At 70.5% G+C, this 25,999-nt stretch carries 20 protein-coding genes and 2 pseudogenes; 5 read left to right on the top strand and 17 right to left on the bottom strand.

Going from position 1 to position 25,999, the window contains the following annotated elements; genetic code table 11:
• The first annotated feature begins 184 nt into the window (after window positions 1–184).
• The gene (locus OG589_RS15725) at window positions 185–3,268 is read left to right on the top strand and encodes an AfsR/SARP family transcriptional regulator (protein WP_405149759.1); all 3,084 of its coding nucleotides are present in this window, start codon (window positions 185–187) and stop codon (window positions 3,266–3,268) included.
• A 10-nt stretch (window positions 3,269–3,278) separates the two neighbouring features.
• On the opposite strand, the gene OG589_RS15730 is transcribed toward OG589_RS15725, so the two are convergent.
• The 6 genes and pseudogenes from OG589_RS15730 to OG589_RS15755 form a co-directional block, all read right to left on the bottom strand.
• Window positions 3,279–3,578 (bottom strand): hypothetical protein, encoded by a 300-nt coding sequence (locus tag OG589_RS15730; protein ID WP_405149761.1) that lies wholly within the window; start codon window positions 3,576–3,578, stop codon window positions 3,279–3,281.
• 104 nt (window positions 3,579–3,682) lie between these two features.
• The gene (locus tag OG589_RS15735; RefSeq protein ID WP_405149762.1) at window positions 3,683–3,832 is read right to left on the bottom strand and encodes a hypothetical protein; all 150 of its coding nucleotides are present in this window, start codon (window positions 3,830–3,832) and stop codon (window positions 3,683–3,685) included.
• Between the two features lie 796 nt (window positions 3,833–4,628).
• Window positions 4,629–5,834: an MFS transporter gene (locus tag OG589_RS15740; RefSeq protein ID WP_405149764.1), complete on the bottom strand. Its 1,206-nt coding sequence runs from the start codon at window positions 5,832–5,834 to the stop codon at window positions 4,629–4,631.
• A 279-nt stretch (window positions 5,835–6,113) separates the two neighbouring features.
• Window positions 6,114–6,676: pseudogene (locus tag OG589_RS15745) on the bottom strand (SDR family oxidoreductase).
• Window positions 6,589–6,906 (bottom strand): hypothetical protein, encoded by a 318-nt coding sequence (locus OG589_RS15750; RefSeq protein WP_405152268.1) that lies wholly within the window; start codon window positions 6,904–6,906, stop codon window positions 6,589–6,591. The pseudogene OG589_RS15745 and the gene OG589_RS15750 overlap by 88 nt, the downstream one beginning before the upstream one ends.
• A 280-nt stretch (window positions 6,907–7,186) precedes the next feature.
• Window positions 7,187–7,444, bottom strand: coding sequence for an ATP-binding protein (locus OG589_RS15755; RefSeq protein WP_405152053.1), 258 nt, complete (start codon window positions 7,442–7,444; stop codon window positions 7,187–7,189).
• A gap of 161 nt (window positions 7,445–7,605) precedes the next feature.
• Between OG589_RS15755 and OG589_RS15760 the strand changes: the two are divergent.
• From OG589_RS15760 to OG589_RS15770, 3 genes and pseudogenes are all read left to right on the top strand, one after another.
• Window positions 7,606–8,575: pseudogene (locus OG589_RS15760) on the top strand (FAD-dependent monooxygenase); the annotation flags it as partial.
• A 375-nt stretch (window positions 8,576–8,950) separates the two neighbouring features.
• Window positions 8,951–9,034: a hypothetical protein gene (locus OG589_RS15765; RefSeq protein WP_405152054.1), complete on the top strand. Its 84-nt coding sequence runs from the start codon at window positions 8,951–8,953 to the stop codon at window positions 9,032–9,034.
• A 216-nt stretch (window positions 9,035–9,250) separates the two neighbouring features.
• Complete coding sequence (locus OG589_RS15770; protein WP_405149766.1) at window positions 9,251–10,543, top strand: SGNH/GDSL hydrolase family protein; 1,293 nt, start codon at window positions 9,251–9,253, stop codon at window positions 10,541–10,543.
• A 3-nt stretch (window positions 10,544–10,546) separates the two neighbouring features.
• Here OG589_RS15770 and OG589_RS15775 read toward each other — a convergent pair whose 3' ends face one another.
• From OG589_RS15775 to OG589_RS15825, 11 genes are all read right to left on the bottom strand, one after another.
• Window positions 10,547–13,795 (bottom strand): BTAD domain-containing putative transcriptional regulator, encoded by a 3,249-nt coding sequence (locus tag OG589_RS15775; RefSeq protein ID WP_405149767.1) that lies wholly within the window; start codon window positions 13,793–13,795, stop codon window positions 10,547–10,549.
• Between the two features lie 64 nt (window positions 13,796–13,859).
• Window positions 13,860–14,429 carry a Mu transposase domain-containing protein gene (locus OG589_RS15780; RefSeq protein ID WP_405149768.1) on the bottom strand — a complete coding sequence of 190 codons (570 nt, stop codon included), beginning with the start codon at window positions 14,427–14,429 and terminating at the stop codon, window positions 13,860–13,862.
• Window positions 14,430–14,562: 133 nt separating this feature from the next.
• Window positions 14,563–15,066: a GNAT family N-acetyltransferase gene (locus OG589_RS15785; protein WP_405149769.1), complete on the bottom strand. Its 504-nt coding sequence runs from the start codon at window positions 15,064–15,066 to the stop codon at window positions 14,563–14,565.
• Between the two features lie 86 nt (window positions 15,067–15,152).
• Window positions 15,153–16,175: a LacI family DNA-binding transcriptional regulator gene (locus OG589_RS15790; protein WP_405149770.1), complete on the bottom strand. Its 1,023-nt coding sequence runs from the start codon at window positions 16,173–16,175 to the stop codon at window positions 15,153–15,155.
• A 291-nt stretch (window positions 16,176–16,466) separates the two neighbouring features.
• Window positions 16,467–18,374 carry a helix-turn-helix domain-containing protein gene (locus OG589_RS15795; protein ID WP_405149772.1) on the bottom strand — a complete coding sequence of 636 codons (1,908 nt, stop codon included), beginning with the start codon at window positions 18,372–18,374 and terminating at the stop codon, window positions 16,467–16,469.
• 52 nt (window positions 18,375–18,426) lie between these two features.
• The gene (locus OG589_RS15800; protein WP_405149773.1) at window positions 18,427–19,212 is read right to left on the bottom strand and encodes a 3-hydroxybutyrate dehydrogenase; all 786 of its coding nucleotides are present in this window, start codon (window positions 19,210–19,212) and stop codon (window positions 18,427–18,429) included.
• A gap of 66 nt (window positions 19,213–19,278) precedes the next feature.
• Window positions 19,279–20,298 (bottom strand): branched-chain amino acid ABC transporter permease, encoded by a 1,020-nt coding sequence (locus OG589_RS15805; protein WP_405149774.1) that lies wholly within the window; start codon window positions 20,296–20,298, stop codon window positions 19,279–19,281.
• Entirely contained in the window at window positions 20,295–21,158 is an 864-nt protein-coding gene (locus OG589_RS15810) for a branched-chain amino acid ABC transporter permease (protein WP_405149776.1), read from the bottom strand. The genes OG589_RS15805 and OG589_RS15810 overlap by 4 nt, the downstream gene beginning before the upstream one ends.
• A 115-nt stretch (window positions 21,159–21,273) precedes the next feature.
• Window positions 21,274–22,518: an ABC transporter substrate-binding protein gene (locus tag OG589_RS15815; RefSeq protein WP_405149777.1), complete on the bottom strand. Its 1,245-nt coding sequence runs from the start codon at window positions 22,516–22,518 to the stop codon at window positions 21,274–21,276.
• A gap of 93 nt (window positions 22,519–22,611) precedes the next feature.
• The gene (locus OG589_RS15820) at window positions 22,612–23,340 is read right to left on the bottom strand and encodes an ABC transporter ATP-binding protein (protein ID WP_405149778.1); all 729 of its coding nucleotides are present in this window, start codon (window positions 23,338–23,340) and stop codon (window positions 22,612–22,614) included.
• Window positions 23,327–24,094 (bottom strand): ABC transporter ATP-binding protein, encoded by a 768-nt coding sequence (locus OG589_RS15825; protein WP_405149780.1) that lies wholly within the window; start codon window positions 24,092–24,094, stop codon window positions 23,327–23,329. Before OG589_RS15825 ends, OG589_RS15820 begins: the two co-directional genes overlap by 14 nt.
• Before the next feature lie 425 nt (window positions 24,095–24,519).
• Between OG589_RS15825 and OG589_RS15830 the strand changes: the two genes are divergently transcribed.
• Window positions 24,520–25,911 (top strand): tannase/feruloyl esterase family alpha/beta hydrolase, encoded by a 1,392-nt coding sequence (locus OG589_RS15830; protein ID WP_405149781.1) that lies wholly within the window; start codon window positions 24,520–24,522, stop codon window positions 25,909–25,911.
• Window positions 25,912–25,999: the final 88 nt, after the last annotated feature.

Here is a 25,999-nt window from a genome sequence, read left to right on the forward strand (position 1 = left end):
TAAGTGACATCGCATTATGTGACTAGCTCGCGCCCGACAGTATCTGCGCACAGTGTCATGGACCAACCAATGCCGATGTCCACTACGGGGTGGATCTCCTGGACCAACCAGCTGGTACCTCTCGCATCGGAGGGTGAGCGAACTTCCGGAATGGGCCGCGAGCTTTTCATGCGAGGAGATGCAGGTGGAATTCGGGATTCTGGGAGCTCTCGAAGCGTCTGAGGCCGATCGCCGGCTGGATCTCGGGGGAATCAGGCAGCAGATCGTGCTCGCCGTCCTCCTGCTCGATGTCAACCGGGTCGTCACCATCGGCCGCCTCATGGAGGCCATCTACGGCGACGAGCCGCCCACCACGGCCCGCGCCCAGGTGCAGATCTGCATCTCCTCCCTCCGCCGCCTGTTCTCCGCCCACTGCAACCCCGACATCATCTCCACCCAGTCGCTGGGATACGCGATACGGGTCGCCGCCGACCAGATCGACGCCCAGCGCTTCGAGAGCCTGACCCTGCGGGCCCGGCACGCGCGCGAGGCCCGCAACGTCAACGAGGCGATCAAGCACTACCGCGAGGCACTGGCGCTGTGGCGCGGGCCCGCCCTCGACGGCATCGACAGCAGGCTCGTGCAGTCGGCGGCGAGCAGGCTCACCGAGAACCGCGTCACCGCCAACGAGGACTGCATCCAGCTGGAGCTGGATCTCGGCCGGCACCACGAGCTGGTCGGCGAGCTGACCGAGCTCACCGACGAGTACCCCCTCCGTGAACGGCTCCGCGGCCAGCTGATGACGGCGCTGTACCGGTCGGGGCGGCAGGCCGAGGCGTTGCAGGTCTACCGCAACGCCCGCCGCACGATGATCGAGGAGCTGGGCATCGAGCCCAACGAGCGGCTGCAGCAGCTCGAACACGCGATCCTCACCTCCGACGAGAGCCTCGACCCGCCCCCGCCGCCGGTGCCGGAGAAGGTGGAGATCCAGACTCCCCCGAAGGTCCCGAGCATCCCGGGCATGCTGCCGACCGACATCGCCGACTTCACCGGCCGCACCAAGCAGATCGAGGACATCCGGCAACGGCTGATGCTCGCCACCGAGGACCGGTCGCGTTACGCCGTGCCCATCATCGTGATCGTCGGCAAGCCCGGGGTCGGCAAGACCACCGTCGCGGTGCACGCCTCCCACAGCGTCGGAGAGCGCTTCCCCTACGGCCAGCTCTTCGCCGACCTGCACGGCGCGGCGTCCCGTCCCGCCAGCCCCATGCAGGTGCTGGAGCGGTTCCTGCGCGTGCTCGGCGTGTCGGGCACCGCGATACCCGACGGCCTCGAAGAGCGGGCCGAGATGTACCGCGCGATGCTCGCCGACCGCAGGATGCTGATCGTGCTCGACGACGCGGGCAGCGAGAGCCAGGTGCTCCCCCTGCTCCCGGGCAATCCGTCCTCGGCGGTCATCATCACGAGCCGCAGCCGCCTCGCGGGGCTGGCGGGCGCCGTCCACGTCGACGTGGAGACCTTCGACTCCGACCAGTCGGTGAACCTGCTCTCCCGCATCGCCGGGATCGAGCGGGTGCAGTCGGAGATCGAGGCCGCCGAGGCCCTGGCCGAGCTGTGCGGCCACCTGCCGCTCGCGCTGCGCATCGCCGGGGCGCGCCTGTCGGCCCGCCCGCACTGGAGCATCGAGCAGCTCGTCAGCCGCCTTGAGGACGAGACGCGCAGGCTCGACGAGCTCAAGCACGGCGAGATGGGGATCCGCGCCAGCATCTCACTGACCTACGACAGCGTGAGCGAGGACGCCCGCCGCCTGTTCCGCCGCCTGACGATCCTGGACGCCCAGATCTTCTCCGCCTGGGTCAGCGCGGCCCTGCTCGACCAGCCCCTCGGCACCGCGCAGGACCTGCTGGACGACCTGGCGGACGCGCAGCTCATCGAGACCACGGGCGTCGGGTACGGGGTGCACAGCCAGTATCGCTTCCACGACCTGATCCGGGTGTTCGCCCGGGAGCGCCTGGCGGCCGAGGAGTCCGCCGCCGAGCGCAACGCGGCGCTGGCACGCGTGCTCGGCGGGCTGCTGTTCCTCGCCGAGGCGGCGCACCGCCGGGAGTACGGCGGGGACTACGTGCAGATCCACAGCGACGCCCCCCGGTGGCCGCTCCCGGCCAAGCTGGTCGACCAGCTCGTCGCCTCGCCCCTCCAGTGGTACGAGCGAGAGCGCTCGATGCTCGTCTCCGGCATACGGCAGGCCTCGCAGGCCGGTTTCGTCGCCCTGTGCTGGGACCTGGCGATCAGCTCGGTGACGCTCTTCGAGTCGCGCGTCTACCTGGACGACTGGCGGGAGACCCACCAGATCGCGCTGACGGCCACCCGGCAGGCGCAGGACAAGTGCGGCCAGGCGGCGATGCTCTACTCCCGGGGCTCGCTCTACATCACCGAGCAGCGGTTCGGCGACGCGCGCTGCGACTTCGAGGCGGCCGTCCAGCTCTTCGAGGAGATCGGCGACAGCCAGGGGACGGCCCTGGTCATCCGCAACATCGGGTTCCTCGACCGGCTCAGCGGGCGGTTCGCCGACGCCGAGGCCCACTACCGGCGGGCCCTTGAGATCTTCCGGAGCAACGGTGACCAGGTCGCCTCGGCGTACGTGCTGCACAACCTGGCCCAGCTCCGCCTGGAGTTCGACGACCTGCCGGGCGCGCAGCGGCTGCTGTCGGAGGCGCTGGAGCTGAGCCGCCGCAGCGGCAGCAGGCGGGTCGAGGCGCAGGTCCTGCACCGCATCGGCCACACCTACCTCCAGTCGGACCAGCCCGGCCTCGCGGTGGAGGTGTTCGAGGAGGCGCTCAACGTGGTGCGCAACATCGGCGACCCCACCGGAGAGGCGTACGCCCTGCACGGGCTCGGCATCGCCCGGCTCCGGCGCGGGGAGCTCCCAGAGGCGGAGAGCGCGCTGCAACGCTCGCTGATGCTGGCGAGCACCTCCAGCGAGCACCTCGTGGAGGCGCGGGTGCAGCTCGGCCTGGGCGAGCTGGCCAAGGCGCGGGACGATCCGCCTCAGGCGGTCGTCCATCTGGAGCAGGCGCTCACCTTGTTCAGGCAGATGCACATGCCGCTCCAGGAGGCGCGGACGCTGATCAGGCTGGGCGACGCGCAGCAGGCGGCCGGCGACGGCGAGGCGGCGCAGGACTCGCTGACCCAGGCGCTCGCGCTGACCGACAAGATGGACGCCCCGGTGGCCCAGCAGATGCGCGGGCACCTCACCCAGCGGCTCGCCGAGCAGAGCCTCAAGGACTAGCTGGTGGACTTCAGGGGCGCGTGATCACATTGGTCGACAGCGCGACCGAGACGAACTGCCACACGGGTAGGACGAATGCCAGCAGGAGCCACCACGATCGCGCACGCCACCGCAGGATCCATCGGAACGAGGCGATGGCTATGAGGCCGGCCGCCAGGGAAATGAGGAGAGCGGGGATGCTTTCCACCGCCCGCCCCCAGCCTGGCGGGGTGAGAGTCCAGCCAGTCCAGACGGCGAAGACCACGGACCAGTAGCCGAAGAAGATCAGGCTCGCCACTGCGAGAATGCCAGCCAGGATGCGGTTGCGCACTGGGAGATGCTCCTTAGATGGCGGGGGGCGGGCGCCAGTGCCCCCACCCCCCGCAAGCGTAGGGAGTTAACGATCGTCTGCTTGATCGTGCCTAACCCGCGTGCTCATTTGACGTACTGATAGCGCCAGGTCCCACAACCGGGATAGAGCGAGACCAGGCAGTAGGGGTTCTTGGCCTTGTGGGTGAAGATGTTGCGCACGCTGCGGCTGCCGTCGGAGTAGATGTCCTGGCGGTACATCTCATGAGTGGGCATCTTGTCGTGGTTGCCGTAAACCAGTGCTTGCCGTTCTGATAAAGGTCCTGCTGGTTGGCGTAAGTGATGTCGGCCATGGAGCTGCAGAACGGGTTGCCTACGCCGTGTTCGATGACCGTGCGGCCGTAACGGCCGTTGTTGGAGATCGACCGTACGTGAAAACTGCTCGTTAGTTTCGACAGCGCTCGGGGACTGAGTCAGCGCGGAATGTCGGTGAGAAGTAGCAGCACCCAGAGACCAGGAGAACCACCTATAGCGATCAGGCGATTACTGAGAAGGTGCCTCTCGGGGGTCGAGGAACGACGGGACAGCCATTAGCGGTGCGGGCTGTTCGAACAGGTCAGGACGGCGCACGACTAACGGTGTTGAGTCAGCCACTGGAGGATCGGCGCGATCATCGCCGCCGCACTCGTGCTCCTACACGTCGAGCACAACCGGACCACGTGGTTCATGACCGGACCTCCGCTCTGGTGTTCACGCAGACCGGCTGGGTGCGGCGCAGGTAGGACTAGGCCGTGTTGAGCTCGGGTGCGCCACCTTGATTGCATGATGAAAACCTGGGCAAGATTTGCGTGCTCGACGACTCTATCTTCATTTATTTATTCCGCTGAGAATGAGGCGAATTGGCAACCGGGCCAAGATAGCATGTCGGTGATTAGGCCCCCGAGAGCGCCACTGCCGACAATAAGGACCGTCGGTACTGATGGTCTTTCCTTCAAGGTTCACCTCGCATTGCTCTGTGATAGGTCGTGATTTCGCCAGGGCTGGCCACAGTACGCAGGCTCTCGGGACAGCCTCAGCCGGACGTGCGTGGGCGGATCGCGTCGCGCAGGAGGAGTGTGGTGATCACGCTGCTCCCCCCGGTCAGGGCGATCGCGAGGCCGACCGGGAGGAATTCCGCGAACACGCCGAAGACTAGGGGTCCGATCCCCTGGATGGTCATGGTGGTGGTGTTGAGCAGCGCGAAACCCTGTCCGTGGAGGTCGGACGGGACCGCCTCCAGGAAGCGTCGCTGCAGGCCGAGCAGGTAGGCGGATCCCACGCCGGTGATCACGTACACTGCGGCGATCGCCGGATACGGCAGGTCCAGGATGAGCGCGATCGGGGGCGTGCCCATGACCAGCAGCAGTGGCAGGACGAGTCGTTCTCGAGTGGCAGGCGCGAACGCTCGCCCAACCACGACGTCGCCGATGAGCATACCGACTGACGTGGCTGCCAATAGGAGGCCGGTCTCCGCTGGGCTGAACGCACGCTGCGCGGAGTACGGGATGAGCAGGCTTCCTGCTGCGGCCAAGTACGCGGCGGGCAGGCAATGGACCATGATCAGCTTGGTGACCCCGGGGGCGGCGACGAGCGCGGCGTTACCTTGCAAGGTCTTACGCACGATCGACCCGCCCGTGCGGACCACCTCGGTGCGCGACAGGAACAGGCGGCTGGTCACCAACGCGAGCAGGTGCGCCCCTGCGGTGACCAGCATCGTCCGCTCCACGCCCAGCCACGCGATCAGCGCCCCACCAGCGGCCATGCCCACCAACTGCGCCGCAACCGCGACGAGGTAGTTCAGCGAACGCCCAAGCACGTAGGTATCGCCGGTGAGGACCTCCGCCAGGACTCGGCCCGCGGCCCCGGTGGTGACCGGTGTCAGGCAGGCCACGGCCGCGACGAGGAGCAGGCTGACCGCGACCGGGAGGTGTCCGAACGCGAGCAGCAGCCCGACCGCGCACTGGAGAGCGTAGCCCGTGGTGATGAGGGTCCGCGGCGAGAACCGGTCCGCCATCGCGGCGAGAAACAGGCCGCCTGCGGCTTGGGGGAGGAAGCCGATCGTGAACGCCACCGCCGTCAACAACGGAGAGTTGGTCTGGCTGAACACCAGCACCGCCAGCGCGACGGACCGCAGCGTGTCCGACATAACGCCAAGCAGCCGAGCTGCGAATAGGGCACGGAACTGTGTGACCGCGAAGACCTGGCCATAGGTGGCCTTCGTCGTGAACTTATCGGTCATGGACTGGGATACTCCCGAAACTTTCTTGGGCCGAACCGCGTCTACCGGTTGATCGCGGTGATATGGGTTTTGGTTTTGCTCGTGACTGGCAGCAGCGTTTGCTCGTCAGTTTCGACAGCGCTCGGGGACTGAGTCAGCCCGGAATGTCGGTGAGAAGTAGCAGCACCCAGAGACCAGAAGAACCACCTATAGCGATCAGGCGATTACTGAGAAGGTGCCTCTCGACCTCAAGATCATGTTTGTTGAACGTGCAGCCTCACTCACCGCCCCGGCTCTCTTTCAGAGAGCGGTGCGGAAGCCGCCGTTACTGAAGAGGTGTTGGCCGTTGATCCACTGGCCCTGCGGGGAGCAGAGGAAGGCGACGAGCTTGGCCGGCTCCTCGGGGCCGGCGAGGCGCCCCGCGGGCGTCTGCTTGCTCTCGGCAGTACGGATTTCGTCCGTCATCCACCCGGTGTCGATGGGGCCGGGATTGATGATGTTGGCGCGGACGCCAAGATGGGCGAACTCGTGGCGGCGGCGAGGGTGATGCGGTCCAGGGCGCCTTTGCCGGCGCCGTAGGGGAAGTTGCCGACGACGTGGTCGCTGGTGAAGGCGATGATGCGCCCGGGGTCGGCATCGTTGGTCGTCCCTTGAAAGCGCCGCCCGAACTCGCGGATGAGCAGCCACGAGGCCCGGGCGTTGACGGCGAAGTGTCGGTCGAAGCTATCCACGGTCGTGGTCAGGAGGTTCAGGTCGCGCTGTTCGCAGTGGCACATCACCAGAGCCCTGACGGGTCCGAGGTCCCTCTCAACGGAGTCGAAGATGGCCGCTGGGGCGCTCGGGTCTGCGAGGTCTGCTTCCACAGCGGTGTGCCGGGCGCCCAGGCCGCCCAAGTCGTACCGAGCGAGGTGGGCGCATCGGGCTCGGGCTCCCAGGGCTTCTCATCGTCGTAGGGGCGCCAGTAAGTGAACGCGATGTCCCAGCCGGTCTTGGCGAGGCTTCGGGCCACGGCGGCGCCGATGTTGACGGTGCGTCCGCCCGCACTGGTGACGAGAGCGACGGGTCGGGAACTGGAGGGCGTCGTGTCCGGCATGATGGGATCATGGTTCACCCCGGCTGTCGCCTCAACTGCTTTTCAGCCCGGGGATTGGAGGGGATTTGCCTGCGGTAATACCGCCACTTCGCGGCTAACTGCAGAGACCCGAGCGAAGCAGCCGGATGCCTGGTGCTCTTCCTCGACGCTACGACGATCGCCGCTGCTCCTCCCGCATCAAGATCGTTCGGCCTCGGCTTCGCCTGTGGGCGCTGCATCTTGACCCGCTCCTCCCAGCGGCGGGCCAGGCGTTGTCGGGGAAGGGCAGGAGAAGGGGGAGTCAGCCAGCGGCCTTGACCTTGAACCCGGCCATCGCGGCCTCGGTGCCCAGCGCGATGAGCAGATGCGACTTACCCGTCCCCGAATCGCCGATCAGACACAGCTGCAGGTGCTTGCGCACCCAATCACAGGTGGCCAGCGTGTGAATAACGGCCGGATCGACGTCGGGATTGGCGTCAAAATCGAACTCGCGCAGCGACTTTTGCCGGGAAACCCGCCATCTTGATTCGCCTATCCGAGGCCTTGCGGGCGCGGTAATCGCACTCGGCCATTAGTCAAAAGGGCATTGGCAACGGCCGTCGACGGCGGGCTGCCAGCGGCATGTGCGGGCGATGTGCGGGCGATGTCAGAGGGCCGCGGCAGTCTGCATGTCGAGGGCGGAGCCTGCACGGCCCCGATCCGAGACGGAAGGACGGAGACATGAGCGATCTTGTGGTGCACAACGTCGTCATCGTCGGCGCTGGCCCGGTCGGGCTTTTCCTCGCAATCGAGCTCGAGACCGCAGGCGTGAAGCCGCTCGTGCTGGAGCGGCTCGTGGAGCCCGACCGCGGGATCAAGGCGGCCGCAATCGGCGCGGTGGGAGTCGAGGCGCTGGAGCGACGCGGGTTCGCGCGTGCGCTCGACGAGGAACAAGTGACGATGCCGATGACGAAGGCGGCGCGTGCCGGATCCGGACCGGTGAAGAAGCCGGGAGGCCATTTTTCCGCGTTGTTCGTGATTGTCCAGGACCTCCAGCGCGACCCGGAGCGCCACAGCCGTATGGTGCCGCAGGAGGCGCTCGAGAGGATCCTGACCGCGCGCGAGCGAGCTCGGGATCGAGATCCGTCGAGGCGTTGCGGTGGAAGGTTTCGAGCAGGACAACGACGGCGTGACCGTGCAGACGAGCGCGGGCCCGCTGAGTGCGAAGTACCTGGTCGGCTGCGACGGTGGCCGGAGCCGCGTCCGCAAGCTCGCCGGCTTCGAGTTCCCCGGCACGGATCCGACCATCACCGGCTATCAGGCTCTCGTCGAGTTCGATGCGCCTGAGAAGCTCGCGAAGGGTTGGCAGCGAACGCCGCGCGGCCTCATCACGTCGATCCCGGGGCGCGTCTTCACGGCGGAGTTCGACGGCCCGCCGCCGGATCGGGATGCGCCGATCACGCAGGCCGAGGTCGAAGCGTCGATCCAGCGCGTGAGCGGCACCGACGTCAAGATCCTTTCGATGTCGAAGGCGACGCGCTGGACCGATAACGCGCGGCAAGCAAAGACCTACCGCATGGGCCGCGTCCTTCTCGCCGGCGACGCCGCGCACGTCCACTCACCCTTTGGCGGCCAAGGCTTGAACCTCGGCCTCGTCGACGCCGCGAACCTTGGTTGGAAGCTTGCCGCGGCGGTGAAGGGGGGCGATCATCTCCTCGACTCCTACACCGCCGAGCGCCATTCCGTCGGTGCGCGCGTCCTGGAAAACACCCGTGCGCAAGTCGCGCTGGTGCGTCCTGACCCGCTCACGAGCGCGCTCCGCACCATCGTGAGCGACCTGATCAAGCTGCCCGAAGGCAATCGCTACATCGGCGAGATGCTCTCGGGTGTCGGCATTCGTTACGACCTCGGCGAGGACGACCCGCTCGTCGGCACGCTCGCGAAGGACCAGCTCCTCACGCTCGCCAACGGCAGCGAAGAGCGGCTCTACGCGCGGATGGAGAAAGGCGGCGGCCTGTTCGTCTCGCCCTCGGAACGGTCACTCCCGCAAAACGTGCACCATGCACACACCAAGGAAGGCCCGTCGATGCTCGTCCGTCCCGACGGCTGCGTCGCGTGGACAGACGCGTCGTCCAAGTCACTCGACGAGGCGCTCGCGCGCTGGTTCTGAATGAGAGCGACTGCCCGTCGCCGCGCCGCCATCCGGCGGCACCTCGGACACGAGGCGGCCGCAGTGGCATAGGCCGCGGCGCAGGACGGCTCCGAGGGCCTGCGCCGCCCATGCCCCCAGGCGGTATACGGGAATTACGTCGACCGCCGGGCCCGGACGGAAACATCGATCCGCGATATGACCACGAGACTTATTTCAATTCGGAAGGTTGGATCCATGAACGAGCTCCGCGAAAACACGAGGACAAGCCCTACAAGTCAGGGAAACTGGATCGCTACCTGGGGCACGGCGCAGCAGCTGGCACAACCTGCCGAGCCCGGTGGAGGGCCGCAGATGCCGGACGACACTCCTCCGGCCGGTGCGCCGGTCGCCGACGCGTCGGCACAGGATTCCACGCCCCAGCCGGCCGAACCGCCGGCCGCGCCGACGAAGATCAGCGCGCAGACCGTGCGCATGGTGGCGCGTGCCACCGTGGGCGGCACGGCCGTGCGCGTCGCGCTGTCGAACGCCTTCGGTTACGCGCCGGTGCACATCGATGCCGCACAGATCGCGCGGCACGACAGCGGCTCGGCGATCCGCGCGGGCAGCGCGCGCAAACTGACCTTCGGCGGGCGCGATGCGGTGGTGTTGCCGACGGGCGCGCAGATTTACAGCGATCCCATCGAGTACGACGTGCCCGCGCAGACCGATCTGGTCGTTTCGCTGTACATCCCCGACGAGAAGGTCACTCCCACGACGCACGAGCTCGGACTGCGCACAGCGTGGCTCGCACCGGGCAACCAGGCCGCCACGCAGAACCTGCAGGACGCCACCGGGTTTCAGTCCTATGTATGGCTCGCCGGCATCGACGTGCTGGCGCAGCCCACGGCCGCCACCATCGTCGCCATCGGCGATTCCATCACCGATGGCGCCGCCACCACGCCCGATGCGGACACGCCGTGGCCTTCGTTGCTGGCGCGCCGGCTGGCCGCGCAGCAGGACCTGCCGCCGCGTGCGGTGATCAACATGGGTATCGCCGGCAACCGCGTCCTGCGCGAGTCCGACGGCTTCGGCGCCAGCGCGCTGGCGCGCTTCGACCGCGACGTGCTGGCCCGGCCCGGCGTGCGCTGGGTGGTATTGGCCGAGGGAGGCAACGACATCTGCTTCGGCTTCATGCCGGGCATGCCGGAGAGCGAGCGGGCGACGGCGGAGGACATCATCGCCGGCTACCGCATGCTGATCGGCCGCGCGCATCTGCACGGCCTGCGGATCATCGGCTGCACGATGACGCAATTCGGCGGCACGTTCGTCTTCACGGCGGAGAGCGAGCGCATGCGCCAGGACGTGAACCGCTGGATCCGCAGCAGCGGCGAGTTCGACGCGGTGGTCGATCTGGACGCGGCCACCCGTGACCCGGCCGCACCAACGAAGCTGCGCACCGAGTTCGATTCCGGCGACGGTATCCATCCGAACGACGCGGGCAACAAGGCGATCGCCGAGGCCTTCGACCTGGAGCTGTTCCGGGGATAGGGCTTACGCCTGCACCGGGCCGTCCAACTCCCGGCGCAGGCGCGCCGGATCGACCCGGAGCGAGGCCGTCTTCCCGTCCAGCTGCCAGCCGCCCTGGTACGCCGCGGCGAAGACGTCCTCGCCCAGCGCCGTGCGGCCGCGGGCGACCATCGCCTGGATCTGCCGGTCGCTGAGGTCGTGGGTGCCGCGCAGCCGGGCCGCCGCGCCGAGTAGCAGGGCCACGTCCCGGTGCCGCCCCTGCAGCCCGGCCAGCTCGGCCTCGATCACCGCGACCATCGCCATGATCGGCAAGTCCCGGCTCTCCAGGGCCGCCCCGTACGCCCGGGCCAGCGCCACCTCGGCGCCCTCGGCGTCGCCCCGCCGCAGGCACAGCGAGGCCCGCACCGAGCTGACGACCGCCTGGCCGTGATCGCCGCCGGTCGGGGGTCGGCCGGCCATCTCCGCCTCGGCCGCCTCGATGCGGGCCTGCGCGCGGTCCGGGTCGCCGAGCCGCAGCCACGTGCCGGCCTCGAGAGCGGTGACGATGACGACCAGCTCCGGCGACGCCGATCGCTCCGCCCGCTCGCGGACCGCGGCGAGCATCGCTCTCGCCCGGGCGTCCTCGCCCCGCCGCAGGTAGAGGTCGATCCAGCGCACGTCGAGGAAAATCTCGTCGGCCAGGCTCAGCGAACCGAATTCCTGCGCCTGTGCCCGGGCCTCGCGCAGGTCCGCCAACGCGCCGTCGAGGTCCCCGTCGTACTGCCGCAGCAGCGCGCGCATCGGCAGTGCGGTGGCCAGGCCCCAGCGGTCGCCGGCCCGGCCGAAGGCGTCGAGCGCGGCGGCCACATCGGCGCGTACCGGGTCGAGGTTGCCCTCGTTCTCGGCGAACGAGGCCCGGAACATGTGGGCAAGCCCGGACAGCCAGACGTCGGGGCCGTCGACGACATGCTGAACCAAGGCGAGCGACGCCTCGTGCTCCCGCAGGAAGTGGAGCGTGATCGCGGCCAGGACGCCGGCGAATCCGGGCAGCAACGGGTGGGCGAGTAGGCGATCGGCCAGAGTCCGCAGCGCGGATTCGTTCTCCTGCAGGCCCTCGACGGTCAGCGGGGAACGGGCGTTGATGCGGTTGAACAGGAGCACTGCCTCGGCGGAGTCGCGGTCCAGTGTGTGCCCCGCGGCAGGTAGCGCCAGCGCCTCCCCCTGCCAGTACGCCGCGTCGGCATGCCGGCCGAGCATCTGCCAGTACCAGGAGAGATCCATGGCGAGCGTGACGGCCGCGGTGGCGTTGCCGGTGTCGCACAGGTGGCGCAGGGCGGCGAGCGCGTTGTCGTACTCGGTGCGCATCACGCGCAGCGCGGCGAGCTGATCGGGGCCGCGCAGCAGCGGCTCCACGCGGGCGACCAGATCGGCCAGGTAGCGGGCGGCGAGATCCCGAACGGCGTCGAGCGCGCCCCGGTCGGCGAGCCGCTCGATCCCGTACTCGCGCAGGGTCTCGAGCATCCGGTAGCGGCCCGCGTCGGGCGCCAGGTACAGCAGCGACTTGTCGATCAGGGCAGCGAGCAGCTCGGGGACCTCGCCCGGGAGCACTGCGGTGCCGGCGCAGACCGCGGCGGCCGACTCCAGCGTTACGCCACCGGGCAGGACCGAGACCCGCTCTGCCACCGTACGCTCGTTCTCGCCGAGCAAATCCCAGCTCCAAGCGATGACCGCGCGCAGCGTGCGGTGCCGCGGCGACGCGGCCCGGCTGCCCGTGGTGAGCAGCCGGAACCGGTCGGACAGCCCGGCGGCGAGCTCGGCCAGCGACAGGGTCCGCAGCCGGGCCGCGGCCAGCTCCAGCGCCAGCGGCATGCCGTCCAGGCCGCGCACCAGCCGGACCACGTCTGCGCGCGTCTGCTCGTCGATGCCGAAGCCGGGGCGCACCGCCGCGGCCCGTTCGGTGAACAGGCGCACCGCCGCGCTGCGGCGGATGTCCTCGAGGCCGTCGCCGGGGCCCGGCAGCGCCAGCGGGCCGAGCGGGACCAGCGCCTCGCCGTCGATCGCGAGCGGCTCGCGGCTGGTCGCCAGTACTCGCAGCCCGGCGCAGCGCGGCAGCAGCGCGGCGATCAGGCGCGCGACGGCGTCGATCAGGTGCTCGCAGTTGTCCACCACGAGCAGGCTCTCCCGGCCGTTGAGCTGGTCGGCGAGCACGTCCAGCTCGCTGCGCCCGGCTCGTATCCGGCCGGAGGCCTCGAAGAGCGCGGCGCCGCGCAGCCCGATCGCGGCCAGCATCGCCGCGCCGGCCTTGGCCGGCTCGGTGACCGCGGCCAGGTCGACCAGCCAGGTGCCGTCGCGGTACTCGTGGCGGTGGCGGCGGCCCGCCTCGACCGCGAGCCGGGTCTTGCCGGCCCCGCCCGGCCCAACCACCGTGACGAGGCGCCCGCGGGCGAGCAGCGTGTCGATCCGGGCGAGGTCGTCGTCGCGCCCGATGAAGCTGGTCAGGGCGGCGGGCAGATTGCTCGCGGGCGCCTCGCGCTGCGCCTCGGGAGCGGGAGCCGTCGACTGCAGCAGGCGCAGGTGGCGTTCGCGCAGGGCGGCGCCGGGGTCGGCGCCGAGCCGGTCGGCGAGGGTCTCGCGCACCCGCTCGTACAGGTCGAGGGCGTCGGCCTGGCGGCCCTGGGCGGCCAGCGTGTCCATCTGCAGCGCGGCCAGCCGCTCGTCCGCCGGGTGCTCGGCGAGCAGGGCGGTTAGCCGGGTGGCGGCGTCGTCGGCGCGGCCCAGCGCCAGCTCCGCCTCGGCCAGATCCGCGCCCGCCTCGACCGCGGTGCGGGCCAGCCGCGTCGCGACCGCCGGGGCGACCGCGGCGATCACCGACGGTTCGCCGCAGAGCGCGACCGCCTGGCCCAGCAGCCCGGCCGCCGCCCGGGGATCGCCTGCCCGGAGCCGGTCACGGCCGTGCGCGGCCAGTCGCTCGAACCGCAGCGCGTCAACGTCGTCCTCCGTGACGTCAAGGCGGTAGCCGCCCTCGGACCGAGTGACCGCGCCGGCCTCGCCGAGCAGCCAGCGCAGCCGGGAGACCAGCGACTGCAGCGCGTTCGCCGGGTCGGCCGGGAGCTCCTGCGGCCACAGCGCATCGACCAGGACGCCCGGTTCGACCGGTCGGCCGCCGGCCAGCGCCAGCCGCGTGATCAGGCTGCGGAGCCGGGCGCCGGGAACGGCCACCACGGCGTCGCCGCGGCACACCTCAAGGGTGCCGAGCAGCGTCACCCGCAGGCGCGTCTCCTCGTTCCCGTGCACCGCCCGATCCTCCCCCATACAGCCCGCAAGCCCCAACCCGCCCCTCCAGCATGCGCTCAGGCCGTCAGCACCCGCAGCGTGTACCCGGCCCGCCAGGCCGCGACGTCCTCAACGTCCTCGACGTCCTCGACGTCCTCAACGTCCTCAACGTCCTCAACGTCCTCGACGTCCTCGACGTCCTCGACGAGACGATCTTGCGGGCCTCCAACGCCACGGCATCAGCGGTCAGCGCACCCACCTTCAACGTGGCCTCCATCCCGGCCACCACGTGCCGATGCTCCATCCGCCGGTGCAGCAGCACCTCGATCAGCGCCCGCGTCCCGTCGGCGTCCCCGCGCTTGCGGCGGGCCGCGGCCCACCGGGCCACCTCCACGCCCTTGTGGTAAACGACCAGATGGGAGGCGAACAACATGACCCGCACCTGGTGCCCGGCCAGGTGGATCGGCACCGAGTAGCGGTTGGTGCGCACGCTGATCTGCCCGTGCAGGGTCACCCTCGGCGTCAGCAGCCGGCCGATCTCGAACGGCTCGACCGGCAACGGGGCCAGCAGGACACGTTGATCCCGCTCACCTGTAACGAGATCGCCCGCCTGTTCATCGCCCTCGTTGCCCAACGCATCCACGACACGGCCCACCGGCTCGGATGGTCCCACTGGCGTCGCCGCCACCAAGCCCGATCCCGAGCCAGCCACCACTGCCGTCAAGCCGCCTACTCTGCCTGAGCGCACTCGATCACGTGCGCATGAAGTCCCGGGGCGCGACCCCGCGTCACGGCAACGAGCGTGTGAGCCATACCACTTCACCGCTATCGTCCGTGGAAACGTGATCCCGCTCGAACCCGAGCTTCTCAAGGACACGGAACGACGGTGTGTTCCATGTGCCGACGGTCGACCAGAGCCGTTTCCGCCCGGTCGCTATAGCGGCGTCGAGCACCGCGCTGGCCGCCTCGGTGGCGTAGCCACGCCCATGCGCGCGCTGGAACAACTCATACGCGATTTCAGGCTCCTCTAGGGTGGAGCGGCCGATGATCAACCCGCAATAGCCGATGAAGTCGCCTTCGTCACGGCGCTGGATGGGCAGCAGGGCGATCCCCGTTGTCGCCGTTGCGGTGAGCTGCTTCGCGATGAGCGTCCGGGTGTGCTCAACCGTGGGCGTCCCGTTGCCGCGTTCGGAGTGGAGGGCACGGAGCTCAGCGGCGTCCGACTCGGCCCACGGCCGCAGTATCAGCCGCTCGGTCTCAAGGTGGAACGACATCGTCTCGTACGTAGACATGCCCCTACTCTGCCCACGGATCATCACGAACTACAGCTGGAGTATTAGTCCAGAGCCTCAAGGACTGAGGCCCGCCACCGGGGCGCTCAGGCGGCGAGCGCCCGTACCTTGGCCGGCGCGGTGGAGCCGCGGACGACCAGCTCGGGCTCGAAGAGCAGCTCCTCGGCGGTCGCGGGTGCCCCCTCGATCTGGTTGACCAGCAGCGTCACCGCGGCGCGGCCGATCGCCTCGATGGGCTGGCGCACGGTGGTCAGCGGGGGGTTCGTGCAGTTCATGAAGGCGGAGTCGTCGAAGCCGACGATCGAGACGTCCTGCGGCACCGACAGGCCGAGGCGGCGCACCGCGCGGATCGCGCCGAGGGCCAGCGGGTCGCTGGCGCAGATGATGCCGGTGATGCCCTCGCGGACGAGCCGGGTGGCCACGGCCTGGCCGCCTTCGAGGGAGAACAGGCTGCGCTCGACGGCGCCGGGGCCGATCTCCAGGCCCGCGCGCCGCGCCGCGAGGGTGAAGGCCTTGAGCTTGCGCCGCGAGGGGACGTGGTCCTCGGGGCCGAGCACCAGCCCGATGCGCTCGTGCCCGAGCGACATCAGGTGGCTGAACGCCTGCTCCACCGCGACCGCGTCGTCGGTCGACACGCGCGGGAAGTCGAGGCTGGCGGTCGCGGCGTTGACCAGGACGACCGGCAGGCGCAGCCCGAGGAGCCGGTGGTAGTGCTCGTGCGGCGCGTCGGCCTCGGCGTAGTGGCCGCCGGCGAACACCACTCCGGAGACCTGCTGCTCAAGAAGCATCTCGACGTAGTCGGCCTCCGACAGCCCTCCCGCCGTGCGTGTGCAGAGCACGGGGGTGAAGCCGCGCTGCGCGAGGGCGCCGCCGACGACCTCGGCGAGGGCGGGGAAGATGGGGTTGCCGAGATCGGGCAGCACGAGACCGACCAGGCGGGCGCGCTCACCTCTCAGCTGGGTCGGCCGCTCGTATCCGAGCACGTCCAGCGCGGTGAGCACCGCGGCACGCGTGGAGTCGGACACCCCGGGCTTGCTGTTCAGCACACGGCTGACCGTGGCCTCACTGACCCCGACCTTCTTAGCAACTTCCGCAAGTCGACGTGTCACGCCGCAAGCATACTGTAAAAAACGACGCAAGCCGCTGACACCATAGCCATCGGTTATGGGAGTGCCTTGTAAGGGCGGGCGGAGCGGCGTGGTACGGGGTTCTCCCGGCCCCCGGCCCATCACCACAGCTAGGGACCGAACAAAGCTCCGCGGGAACGGAAATCCCGCTGCCGTAGGGGATCCCGATCGATGCCGGGCCAGTCCCGCAGGAGCTACCGGCGACCGGTTAACACTCCGGCAATATTGCGCAATCTCGTCGACTTATTGCGAGAGCGATACATGACATGCGGCTCATTCGCCCGATCGTCCGGGACGCCGGGGCAGCGGGCCCAGGCGGTTGAGGCGCAGGGCGAGCTGGATCTCAAGGGCGCGCTCCGGCGCCTGCCACCCGTCGCCGAGCAGCCTCCCGACCCGGTCGAGGCGCTGGGTCACGGTGTTGACGTGGATGTGCAGGCGCTCGGCCGTGCGCGACAGGCTGGATCCCACGCCGAAATAGGTGTCCAGGGTCTGGACGAGCGCGGTGCCGCGCCGCCGGTCGTAGGCGAGGACCGGCCCGAGCGCCGACTCCATGAACCCCGCGACGTCCCGGTCCTGGCCGATGAGCAGGCCGACGAAGCCCAGCTCGTCGCAGCTCGCGCCCTCCCCCGCGCGCCCCAGCGCGAGCATGGCCTCCGCGCAGCGCCTGGCCTCGCGGTAGGCGTCCGCCACGGCGGCCGGGCCCTGGACCGGGCCCGCGGCGCCCGCCGTGACCGGCGTCCCGAGGGATCCGCCGAGCTCCTTCGCCACGCGCTGCGCCGCGGCCCCGGGGTGGACTCCGGGCAGCAGGAGGATGGTCTCCTCGCCCCGCGCCGCCACCAGCCCGTGGCGCGAGGCGGCGTCGGACGAGGCCCAGAACGCCGTGCGCTGGCGGGGGCCAGGGTCCCCCGCCGGGTGCCTGGCGACGACCAGGATGTGCGGGGCGTCGAGGTCGACCCCGAGCAGCCGCGCCCTGCCGTACATGGCGTCGGAGTGCACGTCCCTGCCGGTGAGGAGGTCGTCGAGGAGCTCTCCGCGCACCCTGCCCTCGGCGGCGGCGGCGGTGCGGCGGAAGAGCAGGAGCAGGGCGGTGACCAGGGCCGCGCGTTCGAGGATCCGCTGGTCGGTGCCCGACACCTCGTCGGGGGTGCGCAGCACCAGCGTGCCGAGGTTCTCGGCGCCCGAGGCGACCGAGGCCACCCACAGGTCGCCGCGCTGGACGGTGCGGCCGAGGCCGCTGGAGGCGGCGGCGGCGCCGGCCACCTCCGCCTCGTCCAGGTCGCCGACGGAGCCGACGGCGGCGAGCCTGCGCCCGTCCGCGTCGAGCACCATGAGCGCGCCGCCGAGGATGTCGGTGACGACGGCCGCGACGTCCTCGACCCCGCCGCCCCGGACGACCAGGCTCGTCATGCGGTCGTGGGCCTGCGCCGCCCGCTCGACGGCCGCGCTGCGCGCCTGGATGAGCTGGTTGGCCGCGCTGAGCTCGCCGAGCGCGGTGCGGGTCTCCTCCAGCAGGCGGGCGTTGTCCAGGGCGACGGCGGCGTGCGCGGCGAGCGAGGCCAGCAGCGCCACCTCCTCCTGGGCGAAGGGGCGGGCACTGCGGTTGGCGGCGAACAGCACGCCGATGATCTGCGCGCCCAGCCGCATCGGCACCCCGAGGATGGCGACCAGCGCCTCCTCCTTGACGGCGACGTCGATATGGGTGCGGTGCCGGAAGCGCTCGTCGGCGAAGTAGTCCGGGCTGGCGTACGGCGTGCCGGTCTGGGCGACCAGGCCGCCCAGCCCGGCGCCCATCGGCAGCCGCAGAGCGCGGAACGCGGCCGACACCGAGCCGTCGGTGACCCGCATGTAGGTGTCGCCGCGGTCGGCGTCGTGCAGCGTCATGTAGGAGATGTCCGCGTGCAGCAGCCTGCGTGCCCTTCGGACGATGGCTTCGAGCACGGCGCCCACGTCCCTGAGCCCCGCCAGGTCGCCCGCGGTCTCGAACAGCGCCGACAGCTCGGCCTCGCGGCGGGCGCGGTGCTCCAGCAGGGCGCGCACGCGCAGCGCGGCGAGCTTGGCGCGGTCGAGCTCGGCGAGGATCTCCGGGGCGGCCCCGGCGGCGCGGGCCTCGACCAGCGGGGCCTCGAACTCGACGGGCGGGGCCTCCCGGGCGAGGAGTTCGAGAAAGACGGTGCAGCTCATGGGGTTCATTGTCCCCTTGATCACGATTTATCCCCCGACCATCGCGGCCGCTCTAGCGTGCGGTCCAGCCGCCGTCGATGGTGAGCGACGCGCCGGTGATCATGGACGCCTGCGGCGAGCAGAGGAAGGCGACGCTCTCGGCGACCTCGTCCGGCTCGATCAGGCGCCGGATCGCGGCAGGGGCCAGCATGATCTGCTCCACGACCTGGCCGGGGTCCAGGTCGTGGACGCGGGCCTGGTCGGCGATCTGCTCCTCGACCAGCGGCGTGCGGACGTAGGCGGGGTTCACGCAGTTGGAGGTGACCCCGTGCGCGGCCCCCTCCAGGGCGATCACCTTGGACAGTCCCTCCAGGGCGTGCTTGGCCGTGACGTAGGCGACCTTGTACGGCGAGGCGCGCAGCCCGTGCACCGAGGAGATGTTGATCACCCGGCCCCAGCCGCGCTCGTACATCCCCGGCAGGGCCTTGCGTGCCAGGCGGAACGGCGCCTCGACCATGATCTTGAGGATCGCGGAGAAGACCTCGGGGGGGAACTCTGTGATCGGCGCGACGTGCTGGAAGCCGGCGTTGTTGACCAGGATGTCCACGCCGCCGAAGTCGAGCGCGTCGACGGCCGCCATGTCGGTGAGGTCGGCGGCCAGGGCCAGCCCGCCGATCTCCTCGGCGGCCTCGCGCGCCACCTCCTCGCGGACGTCGAGGATCACGACCTCCGCCCCCGCCCCGGCCAGCCGCCGGGCGCACGCCCGGCCGATGCCGCTCGCTCCGCCCGTCACCAGGGCACGCCGGCCGGTCAGGTCCACCTCGGCCACCTTCCCGGCGGTCACGCTCGTTGAAACCACAGCAGTTGCTCCTAGAAGTACGGGAATGCGGCGAGCTACCTCGGACACGAATCGCGGATCAGGGCGCTACACCGGCGAGCCGACGCCCTGGGTGGGGGCGGGCGTGCCGTCGGGCGCGTCCCCGGGGCCTCGCTCCCCCGGCCGGCGGCCGCCGGAGCGGGCCTCCAGCAGGTGGCGCGCCGTCCCCCAGATGCCCCGCCGGAACACGAGCACCACGATCACGAAGATCGTGCCCGTGACGATGCCGATGCCCTCGAAGCCGGCGGTCACCAGGTAGTCGTTCAGCTCGACGACCAGGGCCGCGCCGATGACGCCGCCCCACAGCGTGCCGATGCCGCCGAGGACGACCATCATCACGGCCTGCCCGGACGTCGTCCAGTACACGCTCTCCAGCGAGGCGAAGCCGTGGCCGATGGCGAACAGCCCGCCGGCCAGCCCGGACAGCCCGGCCGACAGGACGAAGGCCAGGAGCTTGTAGCGCTGGACCGGATAGCCGAGGGCCTGCGCGCGGGCCGGGTTGTCCCTGATCGAGACCAGCACCCTGCCGAACGGCGAGCGGACGATCCGCCACACCGCGACGAACCCGGCGAGCACCAGGGGCAGCCCGGCGTAGTAGAAGACGAACGAGTCGGACAGGTCGAGGCCGAGCAGCTCGCGCGGGACGCCCTGCAGGCCGTTCTCGCCGCCCGTCAGGTCCCGCCACTGGTTGACCACGAAGTAGACCATCTGCGCGAAGGCCAGGGTGACCATCGCGAAGTAGATGCCGCGCAGCCGTACGGACAGGTAGCCGATGGGGACCGCGAGCACGGCCGCGAACGCCGCGCCGCCGAGCACGGCGACGGGGAACGGCAGCCCGCTGTGCAGCGCGATGAGGCCGGCGGCGTACGCGGAACCGCCCCAGAACGCGGCGTGCCCGAAGGACAGCAGCCCGGTGAATCCGAGCAGCAGGTCGAGCGCGGCGGCGAACAGCGCCCAGCAGGCGATGTCCAGGGCGACGGGAGGGTAGACCATCCAGGGCAGGGCCAGGGCGAGGAACAGCCCGGCGACGAGCAGGATCGGCCTCGCGGCCAGCCGGGAAAGGATCACGACAGCGCCTCCTCGCGTCCGAACAGGCCGGCGGGCCGCCAGAGCAGCACGGCGGCCATCAGGATGAACACCAGCGTCTGGGACAGGGCCGGTACGTAAAGGTTGCCGAGCGCGGAGATCAGCCCGATCGCGAACCCGGCCGCCACCGACCCGAAGATCGACCCCAGCCCGCCGATGACCACGACCGCGAAGACCGTGATGATCAGGTCGCCGCCCATGAGCGGGTTGACCGCGCGCATGGGGGCGGCGAGCACTCCAGCGAGCCCGGCGAGCGCGATGCCGAAGCCGAAGACCGGGGTGACCCAGCGGGCGACGTCGATGCCGAGGGCGCGCGTCAGCTCGGGCCGCTCGGTCGCGGCCCGCACGATCATGCCCACGCGGGTGCGGGTGAGGACCACCCACACCGCCGCGCAGACGACGACGGAGACGGCCAGCACGAACACCTGGTAGGCCGGGTAGCCGAACAGCCCAAGGTCGACCGTGCCCGAGAGCAGGTCGGGGCGGGGGTAGGGCTGCGACTGCACGCCGTACTCCCGCTTGACGAGGTCCTGCAGGATCAGCGCGAGGCCGAAGGTGAACAGGAAGTTGTAGAGCGGGTCCAGCGGCGCGAGCCGCCGGATGAACAGCCGCTCCAGCACGGTGCCCGCCAGGCCGAGCACGATGGGGACCGCGACCAGCGCGACCCAGAAGTTCACGCCGAACGAGTCCAGCAGCACGTAGGAGCCGAACGCGCCGAGCATGTAGAAGGCACCGTGGGCGAAGTTGACGACGCCCAGCATGCCGAAGATGACGGCGAGGCCGAGGGCGAGCAGGGCGTAGAAGGCGCCACCCACCAGGCCGTTGAACGCCTGTTGAAGCACGGTGACCTCCAAGGGGACGGGCGGGGGCGGGCGCCCCCGCCGTGGGGCGTGCGGCCGGGGCGGCCCCGGCCGGGGGGCTCGGAACCCGGGCGCGGGTGGCCGCGCCCGGCGCGGCTCAGAGCTTGCAGGCGGGGTCGGCGGGCTGGAACGCCTGGTCGGCGGGGATGGTGCTGAGGATCTTCTCGTAGTCCCAGGGCTCCTTGACCTCGCTCGACGGCTTCACCTGGGCCAGCGAGACGTCGTGCAGGAGCAGGTGGTCCTGGGCCCGGATCGTGGCGTTCCGCGCGAAGACGTCCTGGAACTTGAAGCCTTCGAGCTGCTTGACCACCGCGTCGGAGTCGTCGGTGCCCGCGCGCTGCACGGCCTCCAGGTACTGCGTGGCGGCGGAGTAGTTCGCGGCGTTGGGGAAGCTCGGCCGCTTGTTCACCTTGGCCTGGAACTTGTCGGCCCAGGCGCGGTTCTCGGGGGTGGCGTTCCAGTACCACGCGTCGGTGAACTTGGTGCCCGCGAGCGCGTCCGGGCCGAGCGAGTGGATGTCGGTGATGAACATCAGCCCGACCGCCAGGCCGATGCCCTTGTCGCGGAGCTTGTACTCGTTGTACTGCTTCACCAGGTTGACCAGGTCACCGCCGGCCTGCATGGTGCCGAGCACCTCGGGCTTCGGGGTAAGGCCCGGGGCCTTCAGCAGGAACGTGGAGAAGTTGTCGTTCGGGAACGGCGCGGGGTCGCTCTGGATGACCGTGCCGCCGGCGCCCTTCACGGCCGCGGTGAAGTTCTTCTGCATGTCCTGCCCGAAGGCGTAGTCCGGGTAGACGATGTACCAGTTCTTCGACCCGTCCTTGGTGACCGTGTCGCCGGTGCCGTGGGCCAGCATGTAGGTGTTGTACCCGTAGTGGAACGTGTACTTGTTGCACTGGGCGCCTTCGAGCTCGGTTGTGGCGGCGCCGATGTCCATGAAGATCTTCTTCTTGGCCTTGGCGACCCCCGCCACCGCCAGCGCGGCGGCCGAGGAGGGCACGTCGAGCACGACGTCGGCGTGCTGCCGGTCGTAGAGTTCCTGCGCCTTGGAGTTGGCGACCTCCGGCTTGTTCTGGTGGTCGGCGGACAGGACCTCGATGTCCTTGACGACCGCCTTGTCGCCGTACTTCGCCTTGTAGTCGGCGACGGCCATGTTGACGGCCTCGACGCTGCTCTTGCCCGACAGGTCGGCGTAGATCGCCGACTGGTCGTTGAGCACGGCGAGCACCACCTTGCCGTCGCTGATCTTGTCCCCGCTCCCCCCGCTGCCGGGTCCGCCTGCGCAACCGGCGATCGTGGCTCCCGCCGCCACCACGGCGGCCGCTCGGCCCAGAGCTTTCATGTACTTCTCCTGTCGGTTCTTCGGGTGGGTTCCGGGGCGGCCGATCCGGGACGTCCGGATCGGATCCGGGGCGGCCGATCCAGTGGGTCCTGGTCAGATGCCGAGGTAGTCGAGGAGCTCGTGCTCCCGGGCCCGCATCTCGTCGTTGTCCAGGGACTCGACGATCCGGCCCTCGGCGAGCAGGTAGTGCCGGTCGGCGACCGTCGCGGCGAAGTGCACGTTCTGCTCGATCAGCAGGACGGTCGTGCCCTGCCGCTTCACCTCGCGGAGGATCTCGCCGATCTGCTGGACGATCAGCGGGGACAGCCCCTCGGTCGGCTCGTCGCAGAGCAGCAGCCGCGCGCCCATCCGCAGCACCCGGGCGAGGGCCAGCATCTGCTGCTCGCCGCCGGACAGCTTGGTGCCGGGGAAGGACCGCCGCTCCCGCAGCCGGGGGAAGGTCTCGTACACCCGGGTCAGCGGCCAGGGGTCCGGGCCGACGGCGGGCGGGAGGGTCAGGTTCTCCTCCACCGTCAGCGTCGAGTAGACCCCGCGGTCGTCGGGGACGTACCCGAGGCCGTGGCGGGCCCGCCGGTGCGCGGGGAGCCGGGTGATGTCCGCCCCGAGAAAGGCGATGTCCCCCGAGTAACGGCCCTGCAGGCCCATCAGGCAGCGCAGCAGCGTCGTCTTGCCGGCGCCGTTGCGGCCGACCAGCGTGACGATCTCGCCCTTCCCCACCTCGATCGACACGTCCCGCAGGACCTGCGCCTCGCCGTACCAGGCGGACAGGCCGCCGACCCGGAGGATCGGGCCGGTGCCTGTTTCGGTGTCAGTGCTCGGCATTGGCGTCTCCCAGGTAGGCGCTGATGACGCGGGGGTCGTGGCGGATCTCGGCGTACGGGCCCTCGACGAGCACGCGGCCGCTCTGCAGGACCGTCACGCGGTCGGCCAGGCTGGAGACGACGCTCATGTTGTGCTCGACCATCACGACCGTCCGGCCGGCGCGCACCTTCCTGACCAGCTCCACGGTGCGGTCGACGTCCTCGACGCCCATGCCGGCCGTCGGCTCGTCCAGCAGCAGCACCTTCGGGTCCAGCGCCAGCGCGAGGGCCAGCTCCAGGGCGCGCTTGTGGCCGTAGGCGAGCGTGCCCGCCGGGATCCCGGCGTGCCCGGCGTGCCCGGCCAGCCCGACCTGGTCCAGCAGCTCCAGCGCCCGGTCGCGGAACCGGTCGAGCAGCCGGTGCGACCGCCAGAACCGCCAGGTGACGCCGGTGGCGCCCGCCAGTGCCAGCTCGACGTGCTCGCGCGGGGTCATCTGCGGGAACAGGCTGGTGATCTGGAAGGACCTCGCGACCCCGAGGCGGGCGACCTGCTCGGGGCGCCTGCCGGTCAGGTCGTGCCCGCCGAGCAGGATGCGGCCGGCGCTCGGCTTCAGGAAGCCGGTCAGCAGGTTGAACAGCGTGGTCTTGCCGGCGCCGTTGGGCCCGACCAGCGCGTGCACGCTGCCGTCCGCGATGTCCAGGTCCACGCCGTCGACGGCGCGGAAGCCCCGGAACTCCTTGGCCAGGCCCTGCGCCCGCAGGACGGGACCGTCCATATGGCCTCCTCGTGGCTCATCCCCGGCGTCGTCCGGTGGGTTTCGTCCAGGTCACCTTGGCGTTAACGGACGAAGTCGTTGTGACGCGGAACACTAAGCGAGCCCGGGGAGGTGTTCCATGTGGCTATGGCACACAATGAGCGGGCAGAAGGCGGGTGCCCCCCACATCCGCCGCAGGTCACAGGGCCGCGACGTCGGCGGATACCTCGTTGTGTGGCCGGGCCACGTAGGCCCGGCCCCCATCCGGGCCGCCGCCGGGAGCGCCGCCGCATCCCTGTGGCGGCCCGCCGGCCGGGCACGTGGGCGCGGGCGACATACCGGGAAGCCGAAATGTGGGGGTCGCGGACGTGGCCCAGCTCACAGTCGATGGCCACCATGGCGGTCACTCGATCGACAGCACGTCGCACGCCATCTGAGGAGTCCCCATGCGATCAACCCGAGTCCGGCGGGGCCGGCTACTGGGCCTGGCAACGGCCGCCGCGATCGGCGCCTCCCTGATCGGCCCGGTGTCCGCCGCCGGCGCCGCCGCCGCTCCCTGCGCGGGGGTCGAGCGCGTCAGGGTGCCGGGCGCGGAGAAGCAGATCTCCGCCTGCCTGGACGACCTGACCACCGCGGGCACGGTCGCGTCCGGGCACTCCATCGCGGCCGAGTGGGCCGGGCTCACCTCGGCGGGCGCCACCAACCCGACCGGCGTGCCGGGCGCCCAGATCGACGGCTACTTCCCCGACACCTCGACGTTCAACACCGACCACGGCTGGAACCACGACAGCCAGTTCGTGATCCGCCTGCCCGAGCGCTGGAACGGCGGACTGGTGGTCGCGGGCACCCCCGGCAACCGCAGGCAGTACGCCAACGACTTCGCGATCTCCGACTGGGTGCTCGCCCAGGGGTACGCGTACGCCGCGACCGACAAGGGCAACAGCGGCGTGACGTTCTACCAGGACGGCGTGAAGCCCGGGGACGCGCTGGTGGAGTGGAACGACCGCGTCACCCAGCTCACCCGCGCCGCCAAGGCGGTCGTGGCGCAGCGGTACGGCCGGGCGCCCCGCCGGACGTACGCGGCCGGAATCTCCAACGGCGGCTACCTGGTGCGCTGGCAGCTGGAGAACCACCCCGAGCTGTACAGCGGCGGCGTCGACTGGGAGGGCACGCTCTGGCGGGAGGACGGCCCCAACCTGATGACCTCCCTGCCCGCCGCGCTCCGCGCCTACCCCGCGTACGCCGCCACCGGCGACGCCGCCGCCCACGACGCGATGATCGCCGCGGGCTTCGCGCCCGGCTCCGAACCGCTCTGGGACTACCACTACAAGGTCTACTGGGACCTCACGCAGCGGCTCTACCGGGAGGAGCTGGACCCGGCCTACGACGGCGCCACCGAGGCGGGCACGCCGTACTGCGCCTCGGGGACGCCGGGGTGCGACACCGACTACGACTACGCCACCCGGCCCCGGGCCGTGAAGAAGGCCGTCGAGCGGATCTCCCTCACCGGGCGCATCGGGCGGCCCCTCATCACCCTGCACGGCACGCTCGACACGCTGCTCCCCATCGGCGAGGACTCCGACGTCTACGAGAAGCTGATCCGCTCGCGGGGACGCGACCCGCTGCACCGGTACTACCGGATCGAGGGCGGCAACCACGTCGACGGGCTCTACGACGCCTATCCCGGCCTGCTGCGCCCGATCCTGCCGTGCTTCCGCAGCGCGTTCGCCGCCCTTGAAAGCTGGACCACGCGCGGCGACGCACCGCCCGCCGACGCCACCCTCCCCCGCCCCGCCTCCGGGGACCTGGCGAACACCTGCTCGCTCACCGCGAGGTGACGTGCGCTCAGGTGGGGCCGAGCCGGCTCGGAACGGTGATCGACAAGCTGTGAGCCCACCCTCGCGTCCGGGCTCGCTGACCCCGCCC

This window comes from Sphaerisporangium sp. NBC_01403, assembly GCF_045040145.1.
Taxonomy (GTDB): domain Bacteria; phylum Actinomycetota; class Actinomycetes; order Streptosporangiales; family Streptosporangiaceae; genus Sphaerisporangium; species Sphaerisporangium viridialbum.